At 70.6% G+C, this 26,810-nt stretch carries 24 protein-coding genes and 1 pseudogene; 15 read left to right on the plus strand and 10 right to left on the minus strand.

Annotated elements, in window-relative coordinates; translation table 11 throughout:
* Positions 1-7 precede the first annotated feature (7 nt).
* Both OG798_RS28585 and OG798_RS28590 read right to left on the minus strand, forming a co-directional pair.
* The gene (locus OG798_RS28585; RefSeq protein WP_267062391.1) at positions 8-790 is read right to left on the minus strand and encodes a TIGR03943 family putative permease subunit; all 783 of its coding nucleotides are present in this window, start codon (positions 788-790) and stop codon (positions 8-10) included.
* The gene (locus OG798_RS28590) at positions 787-1,848 is read right to left on the minus strand and encodes a permease (protein ID WP_435863962.1); all 1,062 of its coding nucleotides are present in this window, start codon (positions 1,846-1,848) and stop codon (positions 787-789) included. Before OG798_RS28590 ends, OG798_RS28585 begins: the two co-directional genes overlap by 4 nt.
* 281 nt (positions 1,849-2,129) lie before the next feature.
* Here OG798_RS28590 and OG798_RS28595 point away from each other — a divergent pair, with 281 nt between their 5' ends.
* From OG798_RS28595 to OG798_RS28610, 4 genes are all read left to right on the plus strand, one after another.
* Entirely contained in the window at positions 2,130-3,854 is a 1,725-nt protein-coding gene (locus tag OG798_RS28595) for an LCP family protein (protein WP_328757898.1), read from the plus strand.
* 69 nt (positions 3,855-3,923) lie between these two features.
* A complete protein-coding gene (locus OG798_RS28600) occupies positions 3,924-4,286 on the plus strand; it encodes an ArsR/SmtB family transcription factor (RefSeq protein WP_095853556.1) in 363 nt (120 codons plus the stop codon).
* Positions 4,279-6,996, plus strand: a complete 2,718-nt coding sequence (gene mgtA, locus OG798_RS28605; protein WP_328757899.1) for a magnesium-translocating P-type ATPase — start codon at positions 4,279-4,281, stop codon at positions 6,994-6,996. Before OG798_RS28600 ends, mgtA begins: the two co-directional genes overlap by 8 nt.
* A gap of 72 nt (positions 6,997-7,068) precedes the next feature.
* Positions 7,069-7,305 carry a hypothetical protein gene (locus OG798_RS28610; protein ID WP_120985331.1) on the plus strand — a complete coding sequence of 79 codons (237 nt, stop codon included), beginning with the start codon at positions 7,069-7,071 and terminating at the stop codon, positions 7,303-7,305.
* Here OG798_RS28610 and OG798_RS28615 read toward each other — a convergent pair.
* The gene (locus OG798_RS28615) at positions 7,296-8,825 is read right to left on the minus strand and encodes an LCP family protein (RefSeq protein WP_267062395.1); all 1,530 of its coding nucleotides are present in this window, start codon (positions 8,823-8,825) and stop codon (positions 7,296-7,298) included. The two genes, OG798_RS28610 and OG798_RS28615, sit on opposite strands and share 10 nt — an antisense overlap.
* A gap of 78 nt (positions 8,826-8,903) precedes the next feature.
* Between OG798_RS28615 and tatA the strand changes: the two genes are divergently transcribed.
* On the plus strand, positions 8,904-9,158 hold the full coding sequence (gene tatA / locus OG798_RS28620; RefSeq protein ID WP_121415536.1) for a Sec-independent protein translocase subunit TatA: 255 nt from the start codon (positions 8,904-8,906) through the stop codon (positions 9,156-9,158).
* A 57-nt stretch (positions 9,159-9,215) separates the two neighbouring features.
* On the opposite strand, the gene OG798_RS28625 is transcribed toward tatA, so the two are convergent.
* The 4 genes from OG798_RS28625 to OG798_RS28640 form a co-directional block, all read right to left on the minus strand.
* A complete protein-coding gene (locus OG798_RS28625; RefSeq protein ID WP_220788861.1) occupies positions 9,216-9,698 on the minus strand; it encodes a DUF5990 family protein in 483 nt (160 codons plus the stop codon).
* 83 nt (positions 9,699-9,781) lie between these two features.
* Positions 9,782-10,858 (minus strand): chitinase, encoded by a 1,077-nt coding sequence (locus tag OG798_RS28630; RefSeq protein WP_121415535.1) that lies wholly within the window; start codon positions 10,856-10,858, stop codon positions 9,782-9,784.
* A 288-nt stretch (positions 10,859-11,146) separates the two neighbouring features.
* Positions 11,147-11,698: a hypothetical protein gene (locus tag OG798_RS28635; protein ID WP_267062396.1), complete on the minus strand. Its 552-nt coding sequence runs from the start codon at positions 11,696-11,698 to the stop codon at positions 11,147-11,149.
* Between the two features lie 202 nt (positions 11,699-11,900).
* Entirely contained in the window at positions 11,901-12,086 is a 186-nt protein-coding gene (locus OG798_RS28640; protein WP_095853550.1) for a hypothetical protein, read from the minus strand.
* A gap of 118 nt (positions 12,087-12,204) precedes the next feature.
* Between OG798_RS28640 and OG798_RS28645 the strand changes: the two genes are divergently transcribed.
* Complete coding sequence (locus tag OG798_RS28645; protein ID WP_267062397.1) at positions 12,205-12,768, plus strand: CGNR zinc finger domain-containing protein; 564 nt, start codon at positions 12,205-12,207, stop codon at positions 12,766-12,768.
* A gap of 25 nt (positions 12,769-12,793) precedes the next feature.
* Here the strand turns inward: OG798_RS28645 and OG798_RS28650 are convergent, their stop codons facing one another.
* Entirely contained in the window at positions 12,794-13,387 is a 594-nt protein-coding gene (locus OG798_RS28650) for an ATP-binding protein (RefSeq protein ID WP_257016668.1), read from the minus strand.
* Positions 13,388-13,591: 204 nt separating this feature from the next.
* Between OG798_RS28650 and OG798_RS28655 the strand changes: the two genes are divergently transcribed.
* From OG798_RS28655 to OG798_RS28690, 8 genes and pseudogenes are all read left to right on the plus strand, one after another.
* Complete coding sequence (locus OG798_RS28655) at positions 13,592-14,188, plus strand: TetR/AcrR family transcriptional regulator (RefSeq protein ID WP_267062398.1); 597 nt, start codon at positions 13,592-13,594, stop codon at positions 14,186-14,188.
* Between the two features lie 135 nt (positions 14,189-14,323).
* Positions 14,324-14,833, plus strand: coding sequence for an allene oxide cyclase barrel-like domain-containing protein (locus OG798_RS28660; RefSeq protein ID WP_267062399.1), 510 nt, complete (start codon positions 14,324-14,326; stop codon positions 14,831-14,833).
* A gap of 35 nt (positions 14,834-14,868) precedes the next feature.
* A complete protein-coding gene (locus tag OG798_RS28665; RefSeq protein WP_328757900.1) occupies positions 14,869-15,342 on the plus strand; it encodes a VOC family protein in 474 nt (157 codons plus the stop codon).
* 104 nt (positions 15,343-15,446) lie between these two features.
* Complete coding sequence (locus tag OG798_RS28670) at positions 15,447-16,208, plus strand: SDR family oxidoreductase (protein WP_095853545.1); 762 nt, start codon at positions 15,447-15,449, stop codon at positions 16,206-16,208.
* Between the two features lie 128 nt (positions 16,209-16,336).
* Positions 16,337-16,683 (plus strand): annotated as a pseudogene (locus tag OG798_RS28675) (KR domain-containing protein); the annotation flags it as partial.
* 138 nt (positions 16,684-16,821) lie between these two features.
* The gene (locus OG798_RS28680) at positions 16,822-18,078 is read left to right on the plus strand and encodes a serine hydrolase domain-containing protein (protein WP_267062400.1); all 1,257 of its coding nucleotides are present in this window, start codon (positions 16,822-16,824) and stop codon (positions 18,076-18,078) included.
* Between the two features lie 133 nt (positions 18,079-18,211).
* Entirely contained in the window at positions 18,212-19,081 is an 870-nt protein-coding gene (locus tag OG798_RS28685) for a PP2C family protein-serine/threonine phosphatase (RefSeq protein WP_267062401.1), read from the plus strand.
* A gap of 70 nt (positions 19,082-19,151) precedes the next feature.
* Positions 19,152-20,156, plus strand: coding sequence for an MASE1 domain-containing protein (locus OG798_RS28690; protein ID WP_095853542.1), 1,005 nt, complete (start codon positions 19,152-19,154; stop codon positions 20,154-20,156).
* Between the two features lie 19 nt (positions 20,157-20,175).
* On the opposite strand, the gene OG798_RS28695 is transcribed toward OG798_RS28690, so the two are convergent.
* Together OG798_RS28695 and OG798_RS28700 are read right to left on the minus strand one after the other, a co-directional pair.
* The gene (locus tag OG798_RS28695; RefSeq protein WP_328757901.1) at positions 20,176-22,896 is read right to left on the minus strand and encodes a cation-translocating P-type ATPase; all 2,721 of its coding nucleotides are present in this window, start codon (positions 22,894-22,896) and stop codon (positions 20,176-20,178) included.
* A gap of 66 nt (positions 22,897-22,962) precedes the next feature.
* A complete protein-coding gene (locus tag OG798_RS28700) occupies positions 22,963-23,994 on the minus strand; it encodes a polyphosphate kinase 2 family protein (protein ID WP_328757902.1) in 1,032 nt (343 codons plus the stop codon).
* A 436-nt stretch (positions 23,995-24,430) separates the two neighbouring features.
* Between OG798_RS28700 and OG798_RS28705 the strand changes: the two genes are divergently transcribed.
* On the plus strand, positions 24,431-26,740 hold the full coding sequence (locus tag OG798_RS28705) for a hypothetical protein (RefSeq protein ID WP_328757903.1): 2,310 nt from the start codon (positions 24,431-24,433) through the stop codon (positions 26,738-26,740).
* Positions 26,741-26,810 lie beyond the last annotated feature (70 nt).

The following is a 26,810-nucleotide window of genomic DNA, read 5'->3' on the forward strand; positions in this document are numbered from 1 at the left end:
ACAGGGCCTAGAACAGCGGGAGGGCGTCCGTGTACGCGTTCACCGGCTTGGCGACCTTCTTGACGGTACGGGCGTCCAGTGCGGCCGGAGCGGAACTCGTGCCCAGCGTTCCGCCGGGGTGCCACGTTCCGGTGACGGTCACCCAGGTGTTGGCGGGCAGGGCCGACGCCCCGTGGATCCGCACCTTCACGGACTGGGCGTCCGCCGCGCAGCAGGTGAAGATGATCCTGGTCAGGTACCAGCCGTCGGCCCCCTTGTCGGGCGTGACGAAACCGGTCATCCGGACGCTACGGCCGCCGATGTCCCGCTTGTGGTCCTGCTGCACCCGGCTGGTGAACTGGGTGAGCGTCAGCGGGACGGGCGAGGTCGCGGGCAGCGGATCGAAGTACCTCTGCTCCGTGACGGCCTTGGGCGCCTCGCGCGCGGCGGTGTACGCGCCGAGGGCCGGCGGGGCGTAGAAGAGCAGACTCAGCGCGGGGAGGAACAGCAGCCAGGCGATACGGGGCACGGTGGAGTGGTCGTGGCCGTGTGCGTCCACATGCCGCTCTGCGTCTGCATCCGTGTCTGCATTCGCGTCCGCGTCTTCGTGATCGTGTCCATCCTCGCCGGCCGGTTTCTGATGCGACCACGCCTCCGCCACGCCCAGCACGAGCAGCAGCACCCCCGACGCGACCAGCATCGGACGCATCCCCTCCTTGACGAACCTGAGGCTCAGGTCGGTGAAGAGCGAGGCGTGCAGCAGGCCGAGGCCGCTGAGGACGAGCAGGGTCACCTGGAGGGGGCGTTTCACAGCAGGACTCCTCCGATGAGCGTGCTGCACAGGATCGCGACGACCGTCGTGGCCGTGGAGAAACGGACCGCGAAGGCCCGGCCGAAGGTGCCCGCCTGAAGGGCGATCAGTTTCAGGTCGACCATCGGCCCGACGACCATGAACGCCAGCCGGGCGACGGGCGAGAAGCCGGTGAGCGAGGCCGCGACGAACGCGTCGGCCTCGGAGCACACCGCGAGCAGGATGGCGAGCGCGGCCAGGAACAGCACCGACAGCCAGGGAGAGCCGGAGAACGCGTCGAGCACGGTGCGCGGGACCGCCACGTTGAACGTCGCCGCCGCCATGGCCCCGAGGACCAGGAAGCCGCCCGCGTGCAGGAAGTCGTGCTGGAAGCCGCGCCGGAACTCCCGCAGGCGGCTCTGCTCGGGCTGGTGCCCGGTGTGCCGTACGACAGGCTTGAGCCACTTGTCGCGGCCCAGGAAGAGCCACAGCCAGCCCATCACGGCGGCGGTGGCGAGCGAGGCGAGCAGCCGGGCCACCATCATCTCGGGGTGGCCGGGGAAGGCGATGGCGGTGGCGGTCAGCACGACCGGGTTGATGGCGGGCGCCGAGAGCAGGAACGCGAACGCGGCGGCCGGGGTGACGCCCCGGCCGATCAGGCTGTTGGCCACCGGCACCGACGCGCATTCGCAGCCGGGCAGGACGACTCCGGCGACTCCGGCGACCGGGACGGCGAGCACGGGCCGCCGGGGCAGCAGCCGGGTGAACACCCGGGCCGGCACGAAGGCGTTGATCGCGCCGGACAGCGCCGTGCCGAGCAGCAGGAACGGCAGCGCCTGCACGGTGACGGCGAGAGCGACGGTCCGCCAGGCCTGCATGGCCGGTTGTTCCATCCACCGGCTGAGGACGTAGAGCGCGGGCCCGGACAGCGCGCACGCTCCGAGCAGAAGGGGCCAGTGGCGGGGCCAGTCGCGCCGGGGACCCCTGGCACTCGCCCTCGCCGCGGGGACCGCGACGGCCACGTCCGCCGCCGTGGACGGTTCGTCCGCCCCCACGGCCCGTTCGTCTGTCTTCTGCACGCCAGCTCCGAATCTCGGATGATCGCACCGAACATAGCGGGCCCGGGCCCCACCGCTCACCACGACTTCACCACATCTCGGTCATGAGTCGGGACCGCTGTGGCGAACGGAGACCGGAGACGTCGGAACGCCCCCGCGTCCGGAGCCCTCTCAAGGGGTGGTGGGTGGGAGCCGCGCCGGTCTCGGGCTGGGTTGTTATATTGCGCAACTATGCAAGTGAGGCGTCCCCGCAACGCCTGACGTATGCCTGAACGGCCCGACCGTTTCGTGGGAGTGCGAACATGACCGACCCTGGGGACGCCCCCGCCGGCAACGCCACACGCAGCCACGCACGCGGGCTGCCCCGGCAGCGCCACACCTCAGGTTCCGCGACCTCCGGTTACGCGCCCTCCCGTTCCGCGCCCTCCCGGACGGGATCCCGTGCGCGTCCCAAGGTCGGCGCGGGGCGCCGGGCCCGGCCCGTGGGCCGGAGCAGGCGGATCCTGCGGACGGCCGCGATATCGCTGTCGGTGCTGGTCCTGGCCACCGCGGGGGTGGGGTGGTGGTTCTACGAGCATCTGAACGGCAATCTCCACAGCGTCCCGTTGACCGACGGCTCGGGCGACAGCGCGGGCAAGGAGAAGTCCGACGCCTTCGGCAGAACCCCGATCAACCTCCTGGTGGTGGGCAGCGACGGCCGTACCAACGCGAGCGACTGCAAGCTCGGCGGCGGCTGTTCACAGACCGGTGTGCAGTCCGGGTCCAACGCGGACGTGGAGATGGTGATGCACATATCCGCCGACCGCTCCAACGCGACCGTGATGAGCATCCCCCGCGACACCGTGACCACCGTCCCCGCCTGCAAGGACACCGAGACCGGCGTCTCCACCAACGGCTACACCGGCATGGTCAACAGCGCCCTGCAGTACGGGCCCGCCTGTCAGGTGGCCACCGTCCACCGGCTCACCGGCATCCCCATCGACCACTTCGTCAAGCTCGACTTCTCCGGCGTGGTGAAGATGTCCGACGCGGTGGGCGGGGTGTCGGCCTGCGTCGACAAGGACGTCTACGACACCTACTCGCACCTGAAACTCGCTCAGGGCACGCACACCCTCAAGGGCGTCGCGGCCCTGGAGTTCGTCCGCTCCCGGCACGGCTTCGGCGACGGCAGCGACCTGGGACGCACCTACTCCCAGCACATCTTCCTCAGCTCGATGATCCGCAAGTTCAAGAGCGCCGGCACCCTCACCGACCCCACCGCCGTCTACCGCCTGGCCGACGCCGCGACCAAGGCCCTCACCGTCGACACCGGCCTGGGCAGCATCAGGAAGCTGATCGGGCTCGCCGCCGACGTGGACAAGGTCCCGGCGAACCGCATCACCTTCACCACCATGCAGACGGCGCCGGACCCGGGCGACAGCAACCGGCTCGTGCCCGCCGCCACGGCCCAGAGCCTGTTCGCCACCATCGCGAACGACCAGTCCCTGACCAACGCGTCGGGCAAGAAGACCGCCGCGGCCTCCGCGACGGCCAAAGCCCCGGCCTCCGCCTCCGCGGTCCCCGCCGCGCAGATCGCGGTCACCGTGGAGAACGGCACCACCGTCACCGGCCGGGCCTCGGCCGTCGCCACCGCCCTGCTCGACAAGGGCTTCAGTTCCGGCACCACCACCGGCAACGCCGCCGGCACCACGTCCACGACCACCCTCACCTACGGCAGCGGGCACAAGGCCGAGGCCCAGACCGCCGCCAAGGCCCTGGGCCTGCCGTCCTCCCACCTCAAGCAGAGCGACGCCACCGGCACCGGCCTGACCCTGGTCATCGGCACCGACTGGACGAGCGGCACCGCCTACCCCGCCGCCCCCGCCGACACCAAGACCGCCACCGCCGACGCCCACGCCGAGACCGCCGACCAGTCCAAGACCTGCGCCAAGGTCAGCCCCTACAAGACCGTCAGTCTCGACGGCGTCGCCATGAACCCCACCCAGGCCTACCGCGCAGCCACCGGAACCAAGGACTCGGCACCGTGAGCCGGACGCCTAAACTGGGTCGGCGCGGACGCGGGCACGGATGCCCGGGGCGGAACGGGAGAAGAGACTGTGACGGCATACGCCGGTGGCTTCGATGATCCGGCCGCCGAGGTGCTGGAGGACGCGGCCGCCGCGTTCGGACTGCTGGCCTCCTCGCACCGGCTGCACATCATGTGGGCCCTCGCGCAGGGCGAGAGCGACGTGACCCACCTCGCGGAGCGTGTCGGCGGCGCCCTGCCCGCCGTCAGCCAGCACCTGTCGAAGCTGAAGCTCGCGGGCCTCGTCCGCTCCCGGCGCGAAGGCCGCCGACAGGTCTACTACGTCGACGATCCCGACGTCGTGACCGTGGTGCGCGTGATGGTCGGACAGCTGGCCGCACGGGCCGAGGAGGCATCGGCACCCGTACGCAGGCTGCGCGGGATCGGTGGCTGAGACGTCCGCGACGGCGGGAGGGGGCGCCGAGCGCCCCGCCTCGGCGGGTGGCCCGGCGGCGGAGAAACCCCGGGTCCTCCAAGGCACTTCGGGTGGGGAGGAACACGGCGAGCCGACCGCGCTCCAGCTGCTCCGGCGGCTGGACAGCGGCCCGCGGGGGCTGACGCAGACGCAGGCCGACGAACGCCTCGCCCGGTTCGGGGAGAACATCCTGCCCGCCCGGCGGCCCGTTCCCTGGTTCGAGCGGTTCCTGCGCAGTCTGCGGGATCCGTTCACCGCCGTACTGCTCTGCCTCGGCCTGGTCTCGGCGCTCGTGGCCTCCTGGGGCACCGCGAGCGTGATCACCGTACTGGTGGTGGTCAGTTGTGCGCTGCGGTCGTCCGGCGAGCACCGGGCCGACCGTTCGATGGCGGCGCTGCGCGAGCTGGTCGCCAGTACCGCCACCGTGCTGCGTAGGACCGACGCGCACGCGGCACCCACCGACCGTGACCTCCCCGTCGACCAGCTGGTGCCGGGGGATGTCATCCGGCTAGGTCCGGGCGACCTGGTCCCCGCCGACGTACGGCTGCTGCGGGCCGGTGGGCTGACCGTCTACCAGGCGGCGCTCACCGGAGAGTCGGCGCCGGTCGCCAAGTACCCGGTCGACGCGCCGGGCCCCACGGCGGGTGAGCTGTTCGAACAGCCGCAGCTGTGCTTCCAGGGCAGCAGCGTCGCCTCCGGCAGCGGCACCGCCGTGGTCGTGGCGACCGGCGCGCACACTCGGTTCGCCGAGGGCCACCGGGACCCGGGGCGGCGGGAGGCGAGCGCCTTCGACCGGTCCGTGCACGGCATCTCCTGGATCCTCATCCGGTTCATGCTGCTCACCCCGCCGCTGGTCCTGATGGCGGGCGCGGCCCTGCGCGGGCGGGGCCTGGAGACCCTGCCGTTCGCCGTCGCGGTGGCGGTCGGGATGACCCCGGAGATGCTGCCGGTCATCATCACGACCTGTCTGGCCCGCGGGGCGTCGCTGCTGGCCCGTACGCACGGGGTGATCGTGAAGCGGCTGCCCGCGCTCCACGACCTCGGCGCCATCGACGTGCTCTGCGTGGACAAGACCGGCACCCTCACCCAGGACCGGCCGGTCGTCGACCGCGCGCTGGACGCGGACGGCGAGGACGCGCCCGAGGTACTGCGCCGGGCGGCCGCGGCCGCCTGGTGGACCCTGCAACTCGCCGACCTGCCCGCACCCGACGCCCTCGACGAGGCGCTCCTGCACACGGCCGACGAGGACGACCTGATGGCGTACGACGGGATCGCGGCGCTGCCCTTCGATCCCGTACGCCGCCTCACCACCGCCGTCGTACGCACCCCCGGCACCCTCGGCTCCCACACCCTCCTGGTCAAGGGCGCCGCCGAAGCCGTACTGGAGCGCTGTGCGCTGGATCCGCGGGAGCGCACACGGCTGCTCGCCCGCGCCCACCGGCTGACGGACGACGGGCTGCGCGTCCTGGCGGTCGCCACCGCCGTACGCCCCGCCCGCCACCGCGACTACACCCCGGCCGACGAACGCGGCCTGACCTTCGAGGGGTTCGTCACGCTGCGGGACGCGCTGGTGCCGAGCGCGGCCGACGCGCTGCGGGTGCTCGCCGACCGGGGTGTCGCCGTACGGGTGCTGACCGGGGACCACCCGGGCACGGCCGCCCGCGCCTGCCGCGACCTGGGCCTCGACCCCGGGGAGGTACGCACCGCCGCCGACCTCGACGGTCTCACGGACACCGAACTGGGCGAACTCGCCGACCGCACCACCGTCTTCGCCCGCTGCACGCCCGAGCACAAGGCGCGGATCACCGTCGCACTGCGCGCACGCGGACACACCACCGGCTACCTCGGCGACGGCGTCAACGACCTGCCCGCGCTGCACGCCGCGGACGTCGGGATCTGCCCGCGCGACGCCACCGACCTGGCCCGGGAGAGCGCCGACGTGGTGCTGGCCGAAAAGGACCTCACCGCGATCGCGCACGCGATCACCGCGGGCCGCTACTCCAGCGGCAACATCGGCACCTATCTGCGGGTCACCCTCTCCTCCAACCTCGGCAACGTGATCGCGATGCTCGCGGCGGGCATCCTGCTGCCCTTCCTGCCGATGCTGCCGACGCAGGTCCTCGTGCAGAACATGTGCTTCGACGCGGCCCAGCTCGCCTTCGCCTACGACCGCCCCGCGCCGGGCACCCTGAAGCGCCCCACCGTGCTGCGCTCGCGCGACCTGCTGGGCTTCATCACCGGCTTCGGCCTGCTGAACGCCGTCGCCGACCTCGCGACCTTCGGCGTCCTCGCGCTCGCCGCGCACGGGCCCGGGACGGCGAACGACGAGTCCGTGTTCCACTCCGGCTGGTTCACCGAGAACCTGCTCACCCAGGCCCTGGTGATGCTCCTGCTGCGGCTCGGCCGCCGGGGCATCGAGGGCCGGCGGAAACCGGGTCCCGTCGGCTGGGGCGCGGCCGCCCTCACGGCCGCAGGCCTCGCGCTGCCGCTCTCCCCGCTCGGGCCGCCGCTGGGCATGACCGCACTGCCCGCCCTCTACTACCTGCTGCTCGCCGCGGTCCTTGGCCTCTACGCCGTGGGGCTGGTGGCCGCACGGTCACGCTACGAACGCCGTCGCTCGGAGTACGACGGCGAGATCTCGCACAGTGATCAAGGGGCGCGCGGCGAGCGCATCCACGCCGGAGGGTGACGCGGGCTTACTCTTCCCTCCAGCGAATCGCCTCGGCGCACCGGTGAACGGGCGGAAGAGAGAAGGCGGGACATGGCCGCATCCTGGACGCGGTGGCGGTGGCTCACTCTGCTGGTCCTCGCCCTGGCCCTCTACGTCATCGTGCGGGCGGCCAACACCCCGCAGGCCACCCCTTCGCACGTCACCCCTTCGCACGTCGCCCCTCCGGGTGCCACTCCCTCACCCGCCGCTTCTTCGTCCGCCACCCCTTCGTCCGAGGCCACTCCGTCCGAGGCCACTCAGCCTCCGGCGGACGCGGTCTATCCGTAGGACAGGTTGGAGCACACGTCGTCGTCGGCGGAGCGCGCGTCACGCGCCACCGAAGTGGGGAGGGCGGTGGGCGTGGACGCGCGTGAGGACGGCGCCGACGCGCTGCCCTTGGCGGCGTAGGTCCGGCCCAGGACGACGTCGACGCCCGCGCCCGGCACGGAGTTCAGTGCGGCGCCGGGAAAGAGCCGGGCGACCGTCTGGGCCCGGGCCCGCAGGCCCGCCCCGTACTCGATCACCGTGTCGGCGCGGTCCCGGTCGACCGCGTTCGCGGTACGGGTGACCGTGAAGCCGTGCTCGGTGAGGGCCGTCGCGGCGCGCGAGGCCAGGCCGCGCGTGGTGGTGCCGTTGTAGACGGCGACATCGATACCGTCCCCCGAGACCTCCGCGGCGCTGCTGGGCGAGGCGGCCGCGGTGGCGGTCCGCCCGCCCTGCTCGCCCTTCTTGCCACCGGCGTCGGTGCCGTCGAGGGTGCGGTCGGCCCTGAGCGCGGCCCACAGCTGGTCGGCGTCCGGCTGGACGATCGCGACCCGCTCCCCCTGGTAGCGCCACGGGATGGTCGCGAACTTGGTGTCGTGGAGGTCGATGTTCTTCAGGGACATCGCGAACGAGATCAGCCGCTTCGCCGTTCCCAGCCCCGGGTCGACGGTCAGCGAATTCGTCGCGGCGTCGGCGAGCGGCAGCAGTCCGGTGGGGGTGAGCCCGTCGCTCTTCACCTTCTTCACCAGGCTGGCGACGAAGGCCTGTTGGCGTTTGATGCGGCCGATGTCGGAGCCGTCGCCGATGCCGTGCCGTATACGGACGTAGTCCAGCGCCCGCTGCCCGGAGAGCTTCTGCTCACCCTTCTTGAAGAGCAGCCCGCCCCGGGTGGCGCGGTTGGGGTTGAGGTCCTTCTCGTACACGTCCTGCGGGAGGCACACCTTCACCCCGCCGACGACCCGCGTCAGCGCCGCGAAGCCCTTGAAGTCGATGACGACGGTGTGGTCGACGCGCAGGCCGGTCAGCTTCTCGACCGTGTTCTGGGTGCAGGCCGGGTTGCCCTTGGCCGTCTGCCCCACGGAGTACGCCTCGTTGAACATCGTGTTCGGCCGCGTCCTGGTCCACTTCCCGTCCGGGAGCTTGCACGGGGGGAGGGTGACCAGTGTGTCGCGGGGGATCGAGACGGCGACGGCGTGCCGGTGATCGGCGTAGACGTGCAGCAGGAACGCGGTGTCGGAGCGGCCGATGTCGCCCTTGTCGCCGCCGCCCAGCGCGCTGTTTCCGTCCGTGCGCGCGTCCGAGCCGATGACGAGGACGTTCTCGCCCTTCGTCGAACCGGCCGGCCGGTCCTTGGAGAGACCGTCGGCGCCGAAGGTGTCGATGTTGCCGTTCAGCTTCAGATAGATCCAGCCGAGTCCGGCCGTGCCGAGCAGCAGCACGGACAGGGCCACGACGAGGGCGATCCGCAGAGGGCCCCGTCTGCGGCGCGGCGGCCGCGCCTGGTCGCTGGTCGTCACCTGTGTGCTCTCATCCGTCCGACTCATACGTAGGGGACGCTCGACCCCGCCCGATGGTTGTAAAGTTGCGCAACGTAGCAACAGTGAAGGGGAGAGGTGGGCGGGATGCTCCGCAACGGACTGGAACCCTGGCACCTGCTGATCGTGGCGATCGTGATCATCGTGCTGTTCGGCTCGAAGAAGCTGCCCGACACCGCCCGCGCGCTGGGCAAGTCGATGCGCATCCTCAAGAGCGAGGCCGGCGCCATGAAGCACGACGGCACCGCACCCTCCACCGTGCCCTCCGCCGCGCCCTGGTCCGAGAGCGCGCCCGAGTCCGCGTCGGCCCGCCCGGTCGACGAGGGCACCGCGACCCGCTGAGCGTCCTCGACAGGCCTGCTCTCCGGCCTGGTTGGCTGAGGTCCGCACCCTGGGTGGCTACGAGGCGGACTCGGCGGTCCATGTCTCGGCGGTCCACGTGATGTGCGGGGGTTCGACCCGCGCGCACAGGGGGTTGCCGTGGGCGTCGGTCAGGCCGAGGCGTCCGACCAGCAGGCCCTCACGCGCGGCGGCGGCGAGCACCTCGGCGGGGACGACGTCGAGCATGAGCTTGGCGCGCCGGAACATGCTGAAGACGCCCGACTCGTCGACCGTGCCCCACGACAGGTAGATGAACCGGCGGCCCAGACGGTCCTGCACGTAGGGCCCTTTGACGTCCGTGCCGGTCGGCGAGGTGAGCGCGGTGCACTCCAGGGTCCAGGTCGCGGACGCGGCGTCGCCGGGGTGCGGTTCGAGGAGTTCGGCCGGACGGTCCCGGCGTTGTACGGCCACGTGGATGTTGTCGTACGTCGGCGCGCCGCTGCCGACGGGGGCCGGACAGCTGCGGCCGGGCAGGTCGACGGCGTCGATACGGATGCGCATGCCGACCATCATCCCGCCATTCGAGCGCGACCGAGGCCGTGGGGCGTGACGGAGCCGTCACGCCCCACGGCCCACCGGCCCCGTCAGCCCACGCGGATGCCCCGCGCGAACGGTTCGAAGATGTGGCTGAAGGTCCAGGTGTCCTGGGCGATGCCGGAGCAGGAGTTGGCGCCGGCCGTGCCCACGCAACCGCCGTTGTCGCGCTGGAGGGCCCAGAAGGAGAGCGTGTCGATGCCCTTGGCGACCGCCCAGTTCTCCACCTTCACCGCGTCCTGCGGGGTGAAGGTCTCCTCCGGGCCGTAGTCGTCGATGCCGGGCATCTCGGTGACGCCGATCATGTGCCAGAGCTTCGCCGGGTTCTTCTTCGGGTAGAGCGCGGCTAGTTGGTCGTGCAGCCCGGACGCGGCGGTCTTGGTGTCGGCCGCCATGTCGTGGGTGGCGCCGTCCCAGTAGTCGAACGTCATGATGTTGACGACGTCCACGCGCGCGCCGTTGTCGACGGCGTTTCGCAGCAGCGCCACGCCGTTGGGTGCGAGGCCCGTGGTGGTGGTCGGCAGGGTGTAGGAGAACTGCAGGCTGCGGCCGGTCCGTTCGGCCCAGCGCTCCACCTTGGCGATGGCCTTGTTGCGGCGGTCGATCCCGGCGGTGTTGTTGATGGAGTCGGCTTCGATGTCGAGGTCGATCCGGGTGACGCCGTAGGTCTTGACGAGGCTTTCGTAGACCGAGGCGATGGCGTCGACGTCGGTGCAGCTGTCGGCCAGTTCGGTGTTGGTGGTGTCGGCGCTGTAGCCGCCGAAGGACGGGATGACGTTGCCGCCGCGCGCCTGGATCGCGGCGATGTCCCGGCCGAAGGTCGCCTTGGCGATCGGCTGGGTGGAGGCACCGTTCCAGTAAGCGGTGCACGAGCCCGCCGCGGCCGTCTGGAGAAAGGCCATCGTGAGGTACTTGTTGCCCGACTCGGCGGCGAGCGCGGCGGGGCTCTCGCCCGTCCACGCCTCGAAGTACGGCGCCACCACATGCGCGGGCATGTGCCGCGCGGCATGCGCGGGTGCCCGCTCCGCGGCGAGCGCGCCGCCTCCGCCGAGCGCGACCAGCCCGGCTGCGAGAGCGGTCGCGGTGGCGCCGGACAGCAGCGCGCGAAGTGGCCCAGATCGTCTCATTGACGCTCCCATGGTGAAGGAAGAGCAGGTGGGACAGCGGGAATCCGGAAAGGTTCGTGCGATGTCCACCGGTCGGCACACGCCGGAGAGCTCTCCATGACCAAGGGCGAACAGGGACCATGGTTGGACTAGACCAATTGTCTGTCAAGGTTCTTTACAGTTAACTGTTCAGAACATGGCCCAGTCACCCCGGAACCGGGCTGTCCGGCGGGGTGGGGGCGGGTGTGGATCAAGGCCCGGGATCGCGGCCGGGGCGTCATCCGCTTCAGCGGGTGTTCAAGCGGGTGTTCAGCAGCCGGTCCCGTTCGGGGTGATCTCCATGCGGGCGTGCTCGTCCGCGCCACGGGCTTCGGCGTAGGTGGCCTGGGTGACCTGGTACCAGACGTCGTCCCTGGCGGTGTCACCGGCGACGTCGTCCAGGCTCACGCACCACCGCTGCGGCCGAACGGTTCGTGTGTACGTCTCGGTGCCCGCGCGGACCTTCTTGCAGCTCTGGTACCGCTCCGTGGTGTACCAGGTGCGGGTCGTCCTGTGCGTGCCCGTGCCCGTGCGCTGTGTGTGCCTGACCTGCCGGGTGGCGGACGTGCACTTCTTGACCAGGTGCGGGCGGGTGGCCCTGGTGGTCTTCGCGGCGAGGTGGCGGACCGAGTCCTTGAGTCCGGAGACGGTGTCCGGGCTCGGCGAGGGCTCCTGGACGGTGCCCGCACTGCCCTGACCGACACCGGTCACGGCTCCCGGGTCCACGCCGCGCGTGTCGCCCCCGCCCCCACCGCCGCACGCGCCCAGCCCGGCCATGAGCACCACGGTCGCTCCGGCCACCAGCAGCCGCCTGCCGAACATGTCTCCCCCTGAGGTCAGCGGCGGTCAGCGTAACGGATCACCGGACACGCGGCGCTCGGGAGGGCATGGGGAAACCTTGCGCTGTCGGAAACGCCGTCAGAAGACCTGCGTGAAACAGCCGAAGCCGATCACGAGTACCCCCACGATCGCTGTCAGGGCTCTGAGCACCTGGGGTGTTCTCGTCGTCATCGCGGACTCCTTTTCACAGGCAGTAACGGACGAGCCACTCGTCCGCGTTGTACGCGTCTCGCGCCGGGTCGGGCACCGTGGCGGGCCGCTCCTCGACCGTGTCCTCGACTCGAACGCGCTCCGGCAGCGTGCCGAACCGCGCCCGGCGTGCCGCCTCCGCGGCGTCGGGGGCCGTCTTCGTCCGCTCCGTCTGTGTCATCTCGCGTACCTCGCTTCGGTAGGTGCACCCCGGTCGGCGACATCGACCAGTCACGTACTCAACTGGTGATGATGCCCAGATGTTCCGGCCTCACGCATCACCTGTCAAGATGGTGACTGTGAATCTGGATCACGTCTTCGTCTGCGGGAACCCGGCGCTCGACTTCGCCGCGACACTCCGCGCTCGCCGCTCGCTGCGGTTCGAGATGTTCGCCTCGCCGGACCGCCTCGACGCCTGGTACCTGGAGTCCGGAGTGGTCGACGCCGTCTCCGGGAGCCAGGACTCCGACGTCGGGCGGGCGACGGCGGTGCGGGAGGCCGTCTACGCGCTGGTCACCGCCCGCCGGCTGGGCGACGCGTACGACGACGAGGCCCTGGCCGTGCTGAACGCCGCGGCCCGGAACGCCGCGGCGACACCGCAGCTCACCCCGGCGGGCCGCTGGACGGCGGCGAACCCGGAAGAAGCGCTGTCGACCGTGGCGCGACTCGCCGTCGAGCTGCTGGGCGGACCGGATGTGCCGCTGCTCAAGGAGTGCGGCAACCCGGAGTGCACCCGGATCTACATCGACCGCTCGCGCGGCATGCGTCGGCAGTGGTGCGGCATGGAGTCCTGCGGCAACAGGATCAAGGCCGCGGCCTACCGCGCCCGTAAGAGGGAGACGCGGACGGTCGCGACCGCCTGATCGACGGTCGGCGCCGCGCACCGGCTCAGTCGAAGGCGGGTGACTCCTGCGGCGAGGACGCCTCCGCCGGCAGTTGGAACCACATGGTCTTGCCGGTCGCGGTACTGGTGCTGCCCCAGGCCTCGGCGAGCAGATCGAGCAGGTCGATACCGCGCCCGCCTTCCGCGTCGGCGTCGACGACACGCCGTACGGGCCCGGTGGGGTCGGTGTCCTCGACCTCGCACCGCAGGCGGGAGTCGCGCACCTGCAGGTTGAGCCGCAGCGGGCCGCGCGTGTGGCACAGGGCGTTGGTGACCAGTTCGCTGACCAGGAGCTCGGCCGTGTCGGTCAGGTCCCGCAGCCCCCAGTCGCCCAGTTGCGCGGTCACCAGGCGTCGGCCCCTGCGGACCGAGGTCAGCTCCCGCGGCAGGGGCCAGGAGGCGTCCCAGTCGGTGGCACGGCCGCGAGGCGCGTCGAAGGGGCGTACGGGTGCCAGCGTGCGCGACCAGAGGGCCTGGTGCCGGGCGAACCACGAGGTGAGTGCGGCTTTCCGCCCCGACTCTTCCTGTCGGCGGCGGCAAAGCCGGGCGATGAGTCCCCTGCGCGGGGTCGCGGTGAGGCCGATGGCCTGGAAGGCCATGGAGAATCAGTCCCTTCTGAAGTGTCGGCGGCCGTGGTTGCCGCGACGGCGGAGCTGCGCCGGTGACCGGGCCCGGCATGCCGTGCCCCGCGTTCGCGTAGCACTCGCTACATTTCAAATATACGCGTAGCGGGCGCTACAGTAAATACCTCTGCGAAAAGCAATAAATCGGACACCGCACCTTCGAGCGCACGGGGAGCCTCCATGCCGCGCACGCCCGACCCGGCCAAACGACGCGACCTGCTGGACCAGGTCCGCGAGTACATGATCCGCAATGGCCTGTCGGACCTGTCCCTCCGCCCGCTGGCTCGGGCCCTGGGCACCAGTGACCGCATGCTCCTGTATTACTTCGGCACCAAGGAACGCATGGTCGCCGAGGCACTCGCCCTGGATGAACGGCGACCGCTGCTGCGCACCCGGAGCCTGCTCGGCGCCGTCGACGCTCCCAAGGACCCGGCGTGGGTCCGCCGCTTCATGGCGGAGGTCTGGCAGCAGTTCGCCGACCCCGACCTGCGCGCCGCGCTCCCCCTCTATTTCGAGATCATGGTCACCGGTCTTCTCCACCCCGACCGGTACGGACCCGTCATGCGCGACACGCTCGCCGAGTGGACGGGCCTGTTCACCTCCGTCTTCCGCGACATGGGCCTGCCCGAGGCGCGAGCGCGCACGGAGGCCGTCCTCCTGGTCGACGCGTGCTTCGGTCTGATCGCCGGACCCGTGGTCGACGGGGACTGGGACGAGGCCGACGCGGCCTTCCATACTCTCCTCGACCGCCTCGAACCCGGCTGGCGAGCCATGTAGCGAACGCCGCACCGCTGCGCGCCCCGCTGGGGGAGACGCTGTGGGGCGACCCCGTGGGCGACGTCGCGCGAAGGGACGTACGAACCGGTACGTTGGGAATGAAGGGCACATCTCCGCCCCTGTGGGAGACCCACCATGCGCAGGATCAGCCAGCGCTGCCTGAGTGCGGTCGCGGGCCTGGCCGCCGCCCTCGTCGTCGCCCCGCCGGCGTCGGCCGCGACATCGACCCCGCACGGCCGACCGGACACCCAACAGCGCACGCAGGTATTCCAGTTGGCCGCCAGGCAGACCCAGTCGGAATCCCTCGACCTGGGCAAGAAGGGGCTCAGCCGGGGTGACGAGCTCGTCATCGCCGAGGACCTGTACCGCGACGGCCGGAAGATCGGCGACCACAGCGTGGTCTGCGTCCATGTCCACCTCGATCCGGACGAGCTCCAGTGCGTCGGCACCTTCGCTCTGCCGCAGGGGCAGATCACCTCGCAGGCGCTGCTCCACCTCCCTCCGGCCCCCTCCATCGACATCGCCGTCACCGGCGGTTCGGGTGCCTTCAGTTCGGCTCGGGGCTACGTCCACACCGTCCCCGCCGGGAAGACGGTACGGAACCTCACCTTCCACATCACTCTTGACGCCTCATCAGGAAACTGAGTCCGTCGGGAAGAGCCGAGAAGAAGGACATCCGCATGGACCTGAAACTCGAAGTCATCGTGTTGCCCGTCTCCGACGTCGACCGGGCCAGGAGTTTCTACGAGGCGGCGGGATTCCGGATGGACGCCGACCACGCCGCCGACGACGACTACCGGGTGGTGCAGTTCACGCCGCCCGGCTCCGAATGCGCCGTCATCTTCGGCAAGAGGGTCACCTCCGCCGAGCCCGGCTCGGTCCGGGGCCTGTACCTCATCGTCGCGGACATCGAGAAGGCCCGCGCGGAGCTCAGCGGCCGAGGCGTCGAGATGAGCGAGGTGTTCCACGACGCCGGAGGGATCTTCCAGCACGGCCACGGCGCCCAGGGGGTCACCCACCAGGGCGGGGAGGCGGAACGGGTGCCCGGCCCGCACCCCGACCGTGCCGACTACGGCTCCTATGCCACCTTCAGCGACCCGGACGGCAACGGCTGGGTGCTCCAGGAGGTGAGGAAGCGGGCTCCCGGCCGCTGACACCACGTGCCCGCGACCGCAGATCCAGGCTGATATCCGGAGGCAGGGATGACAGACAGCAACCATGGCCATGGCGCGACCGTTCTCGACGACGGCCCCTCCTCATGACCGCCGCACCCGGTGTTCCCGGCACCCACCGTCGGTCCGACCTCGCCGGCCGGACGGTCGTGGTCATCGGCGCCAGCGCGGGAATCGGACTCGAGGCCGCCCGCCAGGTACGTGCGGACGGCGGCCGGTTGGTCCTGGTCGGCCGCAACCCCGAACGGCTGCGGCAGGCCGCGCTGGAGCTGGAACCCGCAGGCACGGCCGCGTTCGACGCCACCGACACCGACCGCCTCCAGCGGTTCTTCCAGGATCTGTCCGGACCGGTCGACCATGTGCTGGTCACAGCCGGCGGCCCCTACTACATGCCGTTGGAGACCATGGACCTCGCCGACGCCCGCCGCGCCTTCGACGAGCGCATCGCCCTGGCCCTCGGGGTCGCCCTCTACAGCCGTGACAAGATCCGCGCCGGTGGCACCCTGTTGTTCATCGGCGGCACCGGCGGCCGACGCCCCGGTGTCGGCATGGCCGTCGCGTCGGCCGCCACCGCGGCTCTGCCCGCCCTCGTCGCCAACCTGGCGCTCGAGATGGCGCCGGTCCGGGTGAATCTCATCGCCGCCGGATTCGTCGACACACCCCTGTCCGCCTCGTTGTTGGGGGACCAGCTCGATGCCCGGCGCGAGGAACTGCGGACCACGCTTCCCATCCGACGGGTGGTCGGCCCGGCCGACGTCGCCGCTCTCGCCGTACACATCATGTGCAACGACGCGCTCACCGGCGCGACGTACGACATCGACGGCGGCCAGCAACTCCTCCCGCACTGACAACCGCCCGGGGCCAGGTGCCGTTCAGGCACGGCCCTTCGCCGGACGGAGTCGATCGCCCGGCGCAGTTCGGCGAAGCGGTGCGAACGCTCCAGGAGCCGGATCAGGACGAGGACGCCCCACCAGGTCACGGCGTCCTGGTCCGGGCCGCGGGCGAGGGCCGTATCGCCTCCGCGACCCGCGCCGACTACGCGGCCGGCGCCGTGGCGGTGCTCACCGGCGAAGGCCACGAGAACACGACGTACGAGCTGAGCGGCGACCACGCCTGGAGCTTCGCGGAGTTCGCCGCCGAGCTGGTCCGGCAGACGGGCAAGGAGATCGTCTACCGGCCGGTCACCGTCGAGGCGTACGTCGACCTGCTGGTCGGCGCGGGGATGCCCGAGCTGTACGCCGGGATCATGGCCGACGCCGACGCGTCCTTCGGCAAGGCGAACTGGCATTCACGAGTGGAGAGTTGTGCCTCGACTTCTCCTGACTCGCAGTCAGTTGTCGGGGTGTGGTCAGGGTTTGCTCAGGGGCGTTCCCTGATGAGCCGGGGTGTCGGGGCGGAAGAGACTCGTGGCCGGGCCGTTCGACCGCCGGTCCGACCGCCACCACTCTGGAGAGCCTCACTGTGAACTCCTCTGACGCCCGTACCCGTTGGTCCACCGCGGCCGCGTCCGGCGCTGCGCTGGTCGCCCTGGCCGCGGGTACGGCCGCTCCCGCCTCCGCCGTCACCCCGGCGCCGGCACCCGCCACCGTGGCCGCGACCGGCGCGCCACTGCCCGGGCTCGACCCGGCAAAGCTCCGGGCGGCCATCGGGGGCCTGCCGAACGCGGACGTCACCGGCGCGCTGCTGCGGATCACCGGCAGCGCGGGCCACTGGTCGGGCACCTCGGGCGTGGGCGACCTGGAGACCGGTCAGGGCGTCCCGCCCGACGCGCACCTCCGGATCGGCAGCATCTCCAAGGCCTTCACCGCCACCGTCGTCCTCCAGCTCGCCGCCGAGCATCGGATCGACCTGGACAAGCCCGTCCAGCAGTACCTTCCGGGCGTCCTGCCCGCCGACCTGCCGCCCGTCGAGGTCGGGCAGATGCTCAACCACACCAGCGGCCTGCCGCGCGGTGCCGCAAGTCCGGACTTCGGCGACGGCAGCCCCGAGTGGTTCGCCGCCAACCGCCTCAGGAGCTTCACCCCGCAGCAGGTGGTCGACCTGATGGCAGGCCAACCCATGCAGTTCGCGCCGGGCACCGCGCAGCAGTACAACGGGATGAACTACTACGTCGCCGGCCTGCTCATCGAGAAGATCACCGGGCACACCTTCGCCCACGAGGTGCGATCCCGCATCACCCGGCCCCTCGGACTGCACGACACCTACGTCCCCGACGCCGACGACCCGCGCCTGCCCGGCCCGCACTCCCACGGCTACCTGACGGTCACGTCCTCGGACGGCACCACGCACCCGGTGGACGTCACCGAACAGAGCCCCTGGCCCTGGGCCGAGGGCGGCATGATCTCCACTCCCGCCGACCTCGACCGTTTCATGACCGCTCTCTTCCGTGGCCGTTTCCTCCCGCCGGCCCAGCAGGCCGAGCTCTTCACCGTCCCCGACGTCCCCAGCTTCCACAGCAGCCAGTGCCGCACCGTGGCCGACGCCGGCCGTGCCTGTATGACCATGGGCATCATGAGGGTGACGGCCTCCAACGGTGTCGTGGTCTGGGGCAAGACCGGGTCCCGCCCCGGCTGGACCAGCGGTGTGTTCGCCACCCGCGACCTCTCCCGCAAGGTCGTCTACTCCGTCAACCCGACCAACCTCAACGGCACCGAGATGCGCTATGTCCAGCAGATCGCCGCCGCCTCCTTCGGCACCGTGGTCCCGACCACGAACTGACCGCATCGCTCCGTTTTCGCTGGTCGTGGCAGTGACAGCGCGGTGTGCGTCGGCAGGATGCGCTGCCTGTAACAGGGGTACCGTGAACTCGTGACCTACGGCGCAAATGCGAAAAAACACGAAATGTGATGCCATGCCTCGCCGCCGCACCGATTCGTCCAGTGGGACCGCAGAGCTGCTGAACACGCTCGGTGATCTCACCGGCCGGATACTGGACCGGATCAAGGTCCAGCAGGCCCGCGTGGAACTCGCTGCCGCGCTGCAGCGCCAGGTCCTCGCCGCCGAGTTGCCGGTCCTGCCATACCTGCACGTGGCGGGACGGTACGCACCTGCACGGGACGGCCTGGACATAGGAGGCGACTGGTACGACGGCTTCCTCATGCCGGACGGCTCGGTGGGATTCGTGATCGGAGATGTACAGGGCCACGATGTCGAGGCCGCGGCTCTCATGGGGCAGGTGCGCACCTGCCTGCGCGCCGTCGCCACCGCCACCACGGACCCGGCGGAGGTGCTCCGGCGCACCAACGACCTGCTCGTCGCCATGGACTGCGGGCTGTTCGTGACCTGTTCGTTCCTGCGCTTCGACCCGGTCACGAGCGAACTCGCCGACGCCCGCGCCGGGCACGTCCCCGCCGTCTGGGCCATGGCGGACGGCTGCTGCGACATCGTCCTGAACGACGGCGGTCTGCCGCTGGGCATCCGGGCCGGCGAGAGCTATCCGTCGACCCGCCGACCGCTCACGGGCGTGGGCGCCTTCGTGCTGCTCACCGACGGCGTGGTGGAAGGCCCCAGCTATCCGATCGAGGAAGGCCTCAAGCAGGTGGCCGGCCTGGTCAACGGCGCCTGTCACACCGACCCCGATGAGCTGGCCGCGCGGGTGATCAAGGTGGCTGATCTCACCGGCCACAGCGACGACGCCGCGGTCCTTGTCCTCCGTTACGGAGGGCTCCGGGACGAGTGGTGCTCCGAAGGGCCCCAGGAACAGCGGCAGGGCGAAGGATGAGCGGCATGCGTGGCAGGTACGACCCCGGTGCGGCGCGCTTCGCCCGGTGTGATCGCCGTGGTGGGCGGGGATGAGCAATGCGACGCGCGGTGAGCGGCTCCGGCGGTACACCGTCAAGGGCCTGCAGCTGGCTGCCGTCGCGGCCGCTTACTACGGCAGCGCCGAGATCGGGCTGGAGCAGCAACTGGTACGAGGGCAGGTCACGCCGCTCTGGCCGCCCACCGGCGTCGCTGTCGTCGTCCTGATGCTCTGGGGCCTTCGCATGTGGCCAGGAATCGCCCTCGGGGCGTTCCTGGTGAACGTGATGCTCGGGCCGTCGATCCTCCCCGTGCTCGCCATCGCGGTCGGCAACACGCTCGCCCCGGTCTGCGCCTACCTCCTCCTGCGGCGTGTGGGATTCCGTACCGCACTCGACCGGCTGCAGGACGCTCTGGCGCTGGTCTTCCTCGGGGCCCTGAGCGGGATGGTGATCAGCGCGACCGTCGGTACGGGAGCCCTGGTGGCCTCCGGCGCGCTGCCGGTCCATGATTTCTGGCCGACCTGGTCGGTGTGGTGGGCGGGCGACGCGATGGGGGTCCTGGTCATCGCGCCGTTGCTGCTGGCCGCGCGCACCGTCCGATGGCCACGCGGCGCACCCGTCCTGCGCTGGGTCGAGGCGATCGCCCTGCTCGGCGGCACGGCCGCGGTCAGCGTGCTGGCCACGCACAGCACGCTCGCCCTTCTCTTTCTCGTCGTCCCCTTCCTGATCTGGGCCGCCTTCCGCTTCCAGCTGGTCGGCGCCGCGCCCTGTGCGCTGATCGCTTCCGTGATCGCGATCGACGCGGGTGCCGCGGGGGCGGGTCCGTTCGCCAACCACGATCTCCTCGCCAAGATGGTCATCCTGCAGGCCTTCAACGGCACCGTGTCACTGACGGCGCTTCTGCTCTCGGCGGTCATCAGCGAGCAGAACCGCACCCTCCGTGAGATCGAAGAGGCCTGCGGGCGCCTGACGGAGGCGCTGTCCCGGCTCGCGCCGGACGAGACGTTCGACAAGTGGCCGTCTTGCCGCCCGGAGGGGCCGGACCATCAGAAGTAGCAGGTGAGCGGTCAGCGCGTCAGGTGCCTCTCGACCGACGGGCCAGGAGCTTGCCCAGTTCCCACAGGAGCAGGAGCGCGACGGCGGCCAGCAGCGCCCAGCCGAACTGCCCCGCGTTGATCTGCGTCGTCCCGAGGATGCGGCGGAAGCCGTCCAGCTGGGTCACCAGCACCGCGAGCACGAACTGGGCCAGTGCCACCCAGTTCATCTGCTTGCTGTCGAAGGTGGACGTCGTCAGCACCGAATCCGTCTCGCTGCGGCACTCGAACGCCGCCACGATCAGACAGAGGGCGAAGGCGGTGAACGCGATCGACCGACCGATCTCGACGCTGGCGAAGTGGGCCTGACCGAGCTTTATCAGTCCGAGCAGCACGACGGTGATCGCCAGTCCGCCGATCCCGACCGTGACCAGTACGGGCCGGGTGAGCACCGACTCACCTCGGGGACGCGGTCTGCGTCGCATGAGCCCGGGGCTCTCCCGGTCGAAGCCGAGCGCGAAGCCGAAGGAGGCGTTGACCACGAAGTGGATCCACAACACCTGCGGCGGGGTGAAGGGTTCACCGGCGGCGATGTTGAAGACGGTGGCGCCGAGAAAGGTCAGCACGAAGGTGACCAGCAGGAGCAGTACGAACCGGATGTACTTGGTGAGGTTGTCGTAGATTCTCCTGCCCTGCTCCACGGCGTAGACGATGGTGGCGAACTTGTCGTCGGAGAGGATCATGCGTCCGGCGTTCTTCGCCACGTCCGTGCCGCTGCCCATGGCGATACCGATGTCGGCGGCCTTGATGGCGGGTGCGTCGTTGACGCCGTCCCCGGTCATCGCCACGACATCGCCCTTCTTCTTGAGCGTGGCGGCGAGCAGCACCTTGTGCTCCGGCGCGACGCGCCCCACCACACCGATGCCGTCGATACGGGCGAGTCGCTCCTCCTCGCTCATGGCGGCGAAATCGGCGCCGAGGACCGCCTCGCCGGGAATGCCGAGCTGCCGCGCGATCGCCGCACCGGTGGTGACGTCGTCACCGGTCACCATACGGACCCGGATGTGCCCCGCCTGGGCGCCGGCGACGGCGGCCTTGGCGTCCTCGCGGGGCGGGTCGACCATGCCGACGAGACTGGTCATCCGCAGCTCGGTGACGTACGCGAGCAGGTCGCCGTCCGGATCGAAGCCGGCCGGGTCCAGGTCACGGGTGGCCGCGGCCATCACCCGGCGGCCCTCGCCGCCCATCCGCTGGGTCTGCGCCTCGGCACGTGCGACCAGTTCCGCGTCCCACGGGACGTTCCTGCCCGCCGCGAGCGCGGTGACGGCCCGCGCCACCACCGCCGGGACCGCGCCTTTGACGAAGCACCGGACGACCTGCCGCCCGGAGGCGTCGACCGCCGAGTTGAAGGTGGCCATCAGCTTGTAGCCCGGGTCGAACGGCAGCGTGGCGAGCCGGGGAAGGCTCTCCCTGGTGGCATCGATGTCCAGCCCGGCCTTGTGCGCGAGCACCAGCAGCGCGCCCTCGGTGGGATCGCCCACCACCTTGCCGTCCACGAGCTTCGCGTCGCAGGCCACCACGTACGGCAGGATCGCGTCCTGGATGCCCGTGGAGGCCCCCGCGGCATGGTGGATCTTCCCGTCGAGTCCGTAGCCCGTGCCCGAGACGGTGTACCGGTCGGTGGGAGTGACGACCTCGACGGCGGTCATCTGGTTCATCGTCAAGGTGCCGGTCTTGTCCGAGTTGATCGCTGACGTGAACGCCAGGGTCTCGACCGACGGCAGTTCCTTGACGATGGCGTTCCACTTCGCCAGGTTGAGGCTGCCGACGGACAGGATCGCCTGGGTCACGGTCGGCAGGGCCTCGGGGATGGCGGCGATGGCCAGCGAGACCGCGCTGACGAACAGGACGTCCCAGGCCTGGTCCCGTTGCCGTCCCAGGGCGAACATCACGATCATGGTCAGGCCCGCCGCCCCCGTGATCCACAGCGTCAGGGCGTCGAGCTCCTTGGTGAGAGGCGGTACCTCCTTCTCGGTGGCCGACAGCATCCCGGAGATCTTGCCGACTTCGGTTCCGGCGCCGGTCGCGGTCACGACGAGTACGCCGCTGCCGTGGGTGACCGGGGTGTTCATGAACGCCATGTTCGTCTGGTCGCCGGGTGCCGGTCCGAGGCCCTGCAGCGTGCGGGTGTCCTTCGAGGCGGGAACGCTCTCGCCGGTGAGCGCCGACTCGTCGATCTGCAGGGCGCTGGCCTCGATGATCCGTCCGTCCGCCGCCACCTGGTCCCCGGCGGCGATGAGCACGATGTCGCCGACGACCAGCTGTTCGGCGGGGATCTCGGCCTCCGTACCGTCCCTGCGCACGCGCGCCGTGGCTTTCATCATCGACTGGAGCGCGTTCATCGCGCTCTCGGCCTTGCCCTCCTGACGCAGGCCCACGACCGCGTTCAGCAGGGTCAGGACGATCAGCAGGATCCCGGTGGTCCACTGCTTGATGAGCAGTGAGACGACCGCCGCGGCCACGAGGACGATCTGCATGTAACTGCGGTACTGCCTGAGGAACCGGCGCCAGGCCGGAGTGCGCCTCTCCTCGGGCAGCGAGTTCGGGCCGTGCGCGGTCAGGAGCTGCGCGGCCCGTGCCGCGGAGAGACCGACCGCGGGATCGACGCCGAACGCCGCTACGACCTCCCCGGGAGCGCGCGTGCACCAGTCGTCCCCCGAGGCGCGCGGCTGTTCTCCCACGGAATCCGACCGCACCGTCATCGCTCCGCCTCCGATCCGTGGCCGCGGATGCGTCCGGGCCGGTCGTCCGCCGATCCGGCAGGTCTCCTAACCGTGCTGCTTCTTCGTCTTCGCCTTCGTCTTCGTCTTGCTCGTCTTCTTCGGCGGCCGGTCGGTGGCTCGAGCGGCCGACGGGTGCCGGGAGGTGTACGGATCGGCCGCGGCCCCGGCCGGGGCTTCCTGCTCCAACTCCCTTTTGATGACGCGCAGTTCCTTCCGCGTCTCTTCCCCCACCTCGGGGTACTGAGGATCGATGTCCATCAGGGCGTGCGCGAGGACCGCCGCCGCGCAGATCCGCGCGAACCACTTCCGGTCCGCCGGCACGACGTACCACGGCGCCCACTTCGTACTCGTGGCCGACAGCATTTCGGAGAACGCGTCCTGGTAGTCGTCCCACCGGCGCCGCTCCCGGACGTCGGCCGCGGAGAACTTCCAGTTCCTCTCCGGCAGGTCGATCCGCTTCAGGAAGCGGGTGCGCTGCTCCTCCTTGGACAGGTTCAGGAAGATCTTCACCACCTTGAACCCGTTGTCCGTGAGGTAGCGCTCCCAGTGGTTGATCTCCCGGTAGCGCCGGTCCCATACGCCCGGCCCGAGGGTGTCGCCCGGCAGCTTCTGCCGGACCAGGTTCTCGGGGTGGACCCGTACGACGAGAACCTCCTCGTAGTGCGAGCGGTTGAAGATGGCGATCTCGCCGCGCGTGGGCAGCCTCTGGGCGTAACGCCACAGGTAGTCGTGGTCGAGTTCCTCGGTGGAGGGCACCTTGAAGCTGCTGACCCGTACACCCTGGGGATTGACGCCGCTCATCACGTGGCGGATCGTCCCGTCCTTGCCTCCGGCGTCGAGTGCCTGGAGACAGAGCAGCACGCCGTACGTGTCCTGGGCGGACAGCCGCTCCTGGTACTCGGCCAGCACCGACACACCGGTCCGCAGCAGCTCGATCCCGTCCCGCTTCTTCAGACCGGCCCTGTAGCGAGGGTCGAAGTCCCGGTCCAGGCGCACCTTCGACCCCGGTTCCACCCGTAGCGGCCCGATCAGTGGCCCGATGAAATCCGCGATGCGTTCGGCTCTCTCGTCCGACATCACCTATCAGTCCTTTTCCGGGACCGGCGTTCGACCGAGGGGCAGGCGGCCCTCAGCCGCGCCACCATGTTCCGGATTCCCTCGCGGGCATCACATTCCGGATTCCCTCGTGCTCATTGTCTGCTCGCCCCGGCAAGATCGCCCTCTGAGGCCGTAGTGCACCTCGTGCGCCCGGTTCCGGTTTCACCCGCCGCGGGTGAGGCGACGGCCGAGAACCTGTGAACCGATACCCGCCCATCCCGGAGCGCCCCGCCGGGAACCATCCACCCCTGCACGACCAGCGGGAGGCTGCCCAACGCGCCGCGGAGACCGTCGACTTGGGAGGCGACAGCGCTTGCGCCGCGGACCGGCCCCCGACCTCCGCCCCCTGCCGGGGTGCGACCTTCCCCGTGCTAGGTTGCGCTCCTTGATCGTGAAGGTTGTGTGGGGGCCTTTCATGAAACTGGTGCGATTCTCGCCGCCGACCGCCGCGGCGCTGCTCCTGGGACTGACGACCGTCATCGGTCCCGGCGCGGTCGACTCGTACGCGGCGTCGGACGTACCGTTGCCGATCGCGCACTTCGCGCACATGGTCGTGGACGCCCGCCACGGACACCTGTTCATCAGCGGCGGCGCCGGCACCGACGGCATTCTCGTCACCGACCTGGACGGCGGGAACCCTACGACGATCAGTGGTGAGCCGGGTGCCGCCGGTCTCGCCCTCTCCGGCGACGGATCCGCGCTGTACGCGGCTCTCCCGGGCCGGGACGCGATCGCGGCGATCAGTACGGAGAACCTGACCGAGTCGGCTCGTTACGGCACGGGCGCGGGCACCCGTCCGGACTCGCTGGCCGTCGCCGGGGGCACTCTCTGGTTCGGGTACGGCACCGCAGGCGCCGGCGGCATCGGGTCCGTCGACGGGTCCGGTGCGGTCACTTTGCGGCAGGATTCCGGCACTTGGGCAGCATCGCCGACGCTGGCGACGACCCCGACCCCCTCCGGCGTACTCGCGGCCGCCGTGCAGACGGGCGACACCTCCGCCTTCGTCACGTACCAGGCCGAGGGCGGTGCGCTGACCCGGCAGGCCGCGAAGGCGCTGCCCGTCCCCGACCTGAGCGACTTCGCGGTCACGGCGGACGGGCTGCACCTGGCGGTCTCGTCCTGGTTGCGCGCGAGCGACCAGCGGTACCGCACCTCGGATCTGGCGGTGGACGGGCGATTCAGCACGCCGGTGGGTCCCAGTGCTGTCGCCGTGGCCCCGGACGGCACCGTGGCCGGCGGCGAGAACTACTACGCGTTCGAGACATTTCCGGAAACGGGCGACGGTTCCTACGAGCAGTACACATTCGGGTATCCAGTGAGTCTGGCCGTACACGGCCTCGCCTGGGCCCCGGACGGGAGCCGGCTCTACGCCGTGGGCGTGGACGCCTCCGGGGGAACACCGAGGCTCCGGACAGTGCGTGACGCGGAAACGGCGTGGGTCCGTCTCAACGGACGAGCGACCACCACTCCGCTCGCCCCCGGTGAGGCCTATTCGTTCCGGGCGGGCTTCGATTCGCTCCTCAGCCTCGACGCCGGAGAAGCCATGATTCCGGGCGCCGTACGGATCACCCGCTACGACGACGCCGATCCGGACGGCGTGCTCATCCCGGACCCGACGACCACCCCGGGACGCACGCCGGCCGACTTCTTCGGCTCCTACTACGTCTCCGGCACCGCTCCCCTCACCGGTCCACTGAGCTTCCGCGTCGACTACTCCGGAAGCGGCCACTACCGCCCGGCCGCCCAGACCTTCGGCGTGCCCGTCGCGAAGTACGCGCCCACGATGACGCTGAGCGCCGCGTCCACCGCCGGCCGAGCCGTGCCGACGACCGTCACCGGGCGTCTGGCCTGGCCGCACGCGCACGTGAGGACCGGCGCGGTCCACGTCGTCAAGACGGACCTGGCACACCCCTCGGGCTACTCGGTGGGCACCGTGCCCCTCGCCGTCGACGGCAGCTTCGCCTTCCACGACACCCCGCAGGTCGGCGGTGCGAACACCTACGCCTTCACCTACGACGGTGGCACGTCCTACCTACCGGTCACGGCGTCGGCGAAGGTGCAGGTGTCCCGAGCCACTCCGAGCCTGAGTGTGACGACCGACGCGAAGTCGTACCACTCCGGCGCGACCGTCAAGGTCACCGCGCACCTGGGGGCCACGTACAACTCCCGTCTCGTGACGCTGTACGACCAGCCTGCGGGCAAGCCGCGGGCGCAGCTCAAGAGCGGCAAGGTCGACGCGCACGGGAACCTCGTCGCGTACTACAAGGTCACCCGCAACACCGTCCTCAGCGCGGCCTTCGCGGGTGACTACCGCTACGCGCCGCGTACGGCGACCACCCGTGCGACCCTCACGCCGACGGTCCGGACGGCGATGCAGTACCCGCTTGCGACCACCCTCATCGGATCCACCACCTACCAGGTCTTCTACAAGTCCGAAGTCAACATGGGCTTCGACCTCCAGGTCACTCCCCGTCAGTCCGGCGGCTGCACGACGGTGTACCTCGAGCACTACTACTCGGGGGCCTGGCACCCGGCCGCCTCACAGAGTTGCGTGCCCTTGTACGCCGACGGGTGGTACGGCTACGGCCGGGCCCTGAAGCTCTTCGCGAGCAACGACCACTACCGGATCCGCGGCCACTACACCCCACCGACCAAGGACGCACAGACCACCGGCGTATGGAGCCAGTGGACGTACCTCACGATCCGCCCCGGCAGCCCTTCGTGAGGCCGACGCCCTCTGGTCGGTGCGAAAGAAGATCCCGCCGCTGGGCGGGCGGACCTCTGTGTGAGAATCC

Origin of the sequence: Streptomyces sp. NBC_00271, assembly GCF_036178845.1 — a bacterium.
Taxonomy (GTDB): Bacteria; Actinomycetota; Actinomycetes; order Streptomycetales; family Streptomycetaceae; genus Streptomyces.

Bases quoted from the DNA above. Each gene is read 5' to 3' on its own strand.
- OG798_RS28595 (WP_328757898.1), top strand. From the start codon at position 2,130: ATGACCGACCCTGGGGACGCCCCCGCCGGCAACGCCACACGCAGCCAC.
- OG798_RS28610 (WP_120985331.1), top strand. From the start codon at position 7,069: ATGGCCGCATCCTGGACGCGGTGGCGGTGGCTCACTCTGCTGGTCCTC.
- OG798_RS28615 (WP_267062395.1), bottom strand. From the start codon at position 8,825: ATGAGTCGGACGGATGAGAGCACACAGGTGACGACCAGCGACCAGGCG.
- tatA (WP_121415536.1), top strand. From the start codon at position 8,904: ATGCTCCGCAACGGACTGGAACCCTGGCACCTGCTGATCGTGGCGATC.
- OG798_RS28625 (WP_220788861.1), bottom strand. From the start codon at position 9,698: ATGCGCATCCGTATCGACGCCGTCGACCTGCCCGGCCGCAGCTGTCCG.
- OG798_RS28630 (WP_121415535.1), bottom strand. From the start codon at position 10,858: ATGAGACGATCTGGGCCACTTCGCGCGCTGCTGTCCGGCGCCACCGCG.
- OG798_RS28635 (WP_267062396.1), bottom strand. From the start codon at position 11,698: ATGTTCGGCAGGCGGCTGCTGGTGGCCGGAGCGACCGTGGTGCTCATG.
- OG798_RS28640 (WP_095853550.1), bottom strand. From the start codon at position 12,086: ATGACACAGACGGAGCGGACGAAGACGGCCCCCGACGCCGCGGAGGCG.
- OG798_RS28650 (WP_257016668.1), bottom strand. From the start codon at position 13,387: ATGGCCTTCCAGGCCATCGGCCTCACCGCGACCCCGCGCAGGGGACTC.
- OG798_RS28655 (WP_267062398.1), top strand. From the start codon at position 13,592: ATGCCGCGCACGCCCGACCCGGCCAAACGACGCGACCTGCTGGACCAG.
- OG798_RS28660 (WP_267062399.1), top strand. From the start codon at position 14,324: ATGCGCAGGATCAGCCAGCGCTGCCTGAGTGCGGTCGCGGGCCTGGCC.
- OG798_RS28665 (WP_328757900.1), top strand. From the start codon at position 14,869: ATGGACCTGAAACTCGAAGTCATCGTGTTGCCCGTCTCCGACGTCGAC.
- OG798_RS28670 (WP_095853545.1), top strand. From the start codon at position 15,447: ATGACCGCCGCACCCGGTGTTCCCGGCACCCACCGTCGGTCCGACCTC.
- OG798_RS28685 (WP_267062401.1), top strand. From the start codon at position 18,212: ATGCCTCGCCGCCGCACCGATTCGTCCAGTGGGACCGCAGAGCTGCTG.
- OG798_RS28690 (WP_095853542.1), top strand. From the start codon at position 19,152: ATGAGCAATGCGACGCGCGGTGAGCGGCTCCGGCGGTACACCGTCAAG.
- OG798_RS28695 (WP_328757901.1), bottom strand. From the start codon at position 22,896: ATGACGGTGCGGTCGGATTCCGTGGGAGAACAGCCGCGCGCCTCGGGG.
- OG798_RS28700 (WP_328757902.1), bottom strand. From the start codon at position 23,994: ATGTCGGACGAGAGAGCCGAACGCATCGCGGATTTCATCGGGCCACTG.
- OG798_RS28705 (WP_328757903.1), top strand. From the start codon at position 24,431: ATGAAACTGGTGCGATTCTCGCCGCCGACCGCCGCGGCGCTGCTCCTG.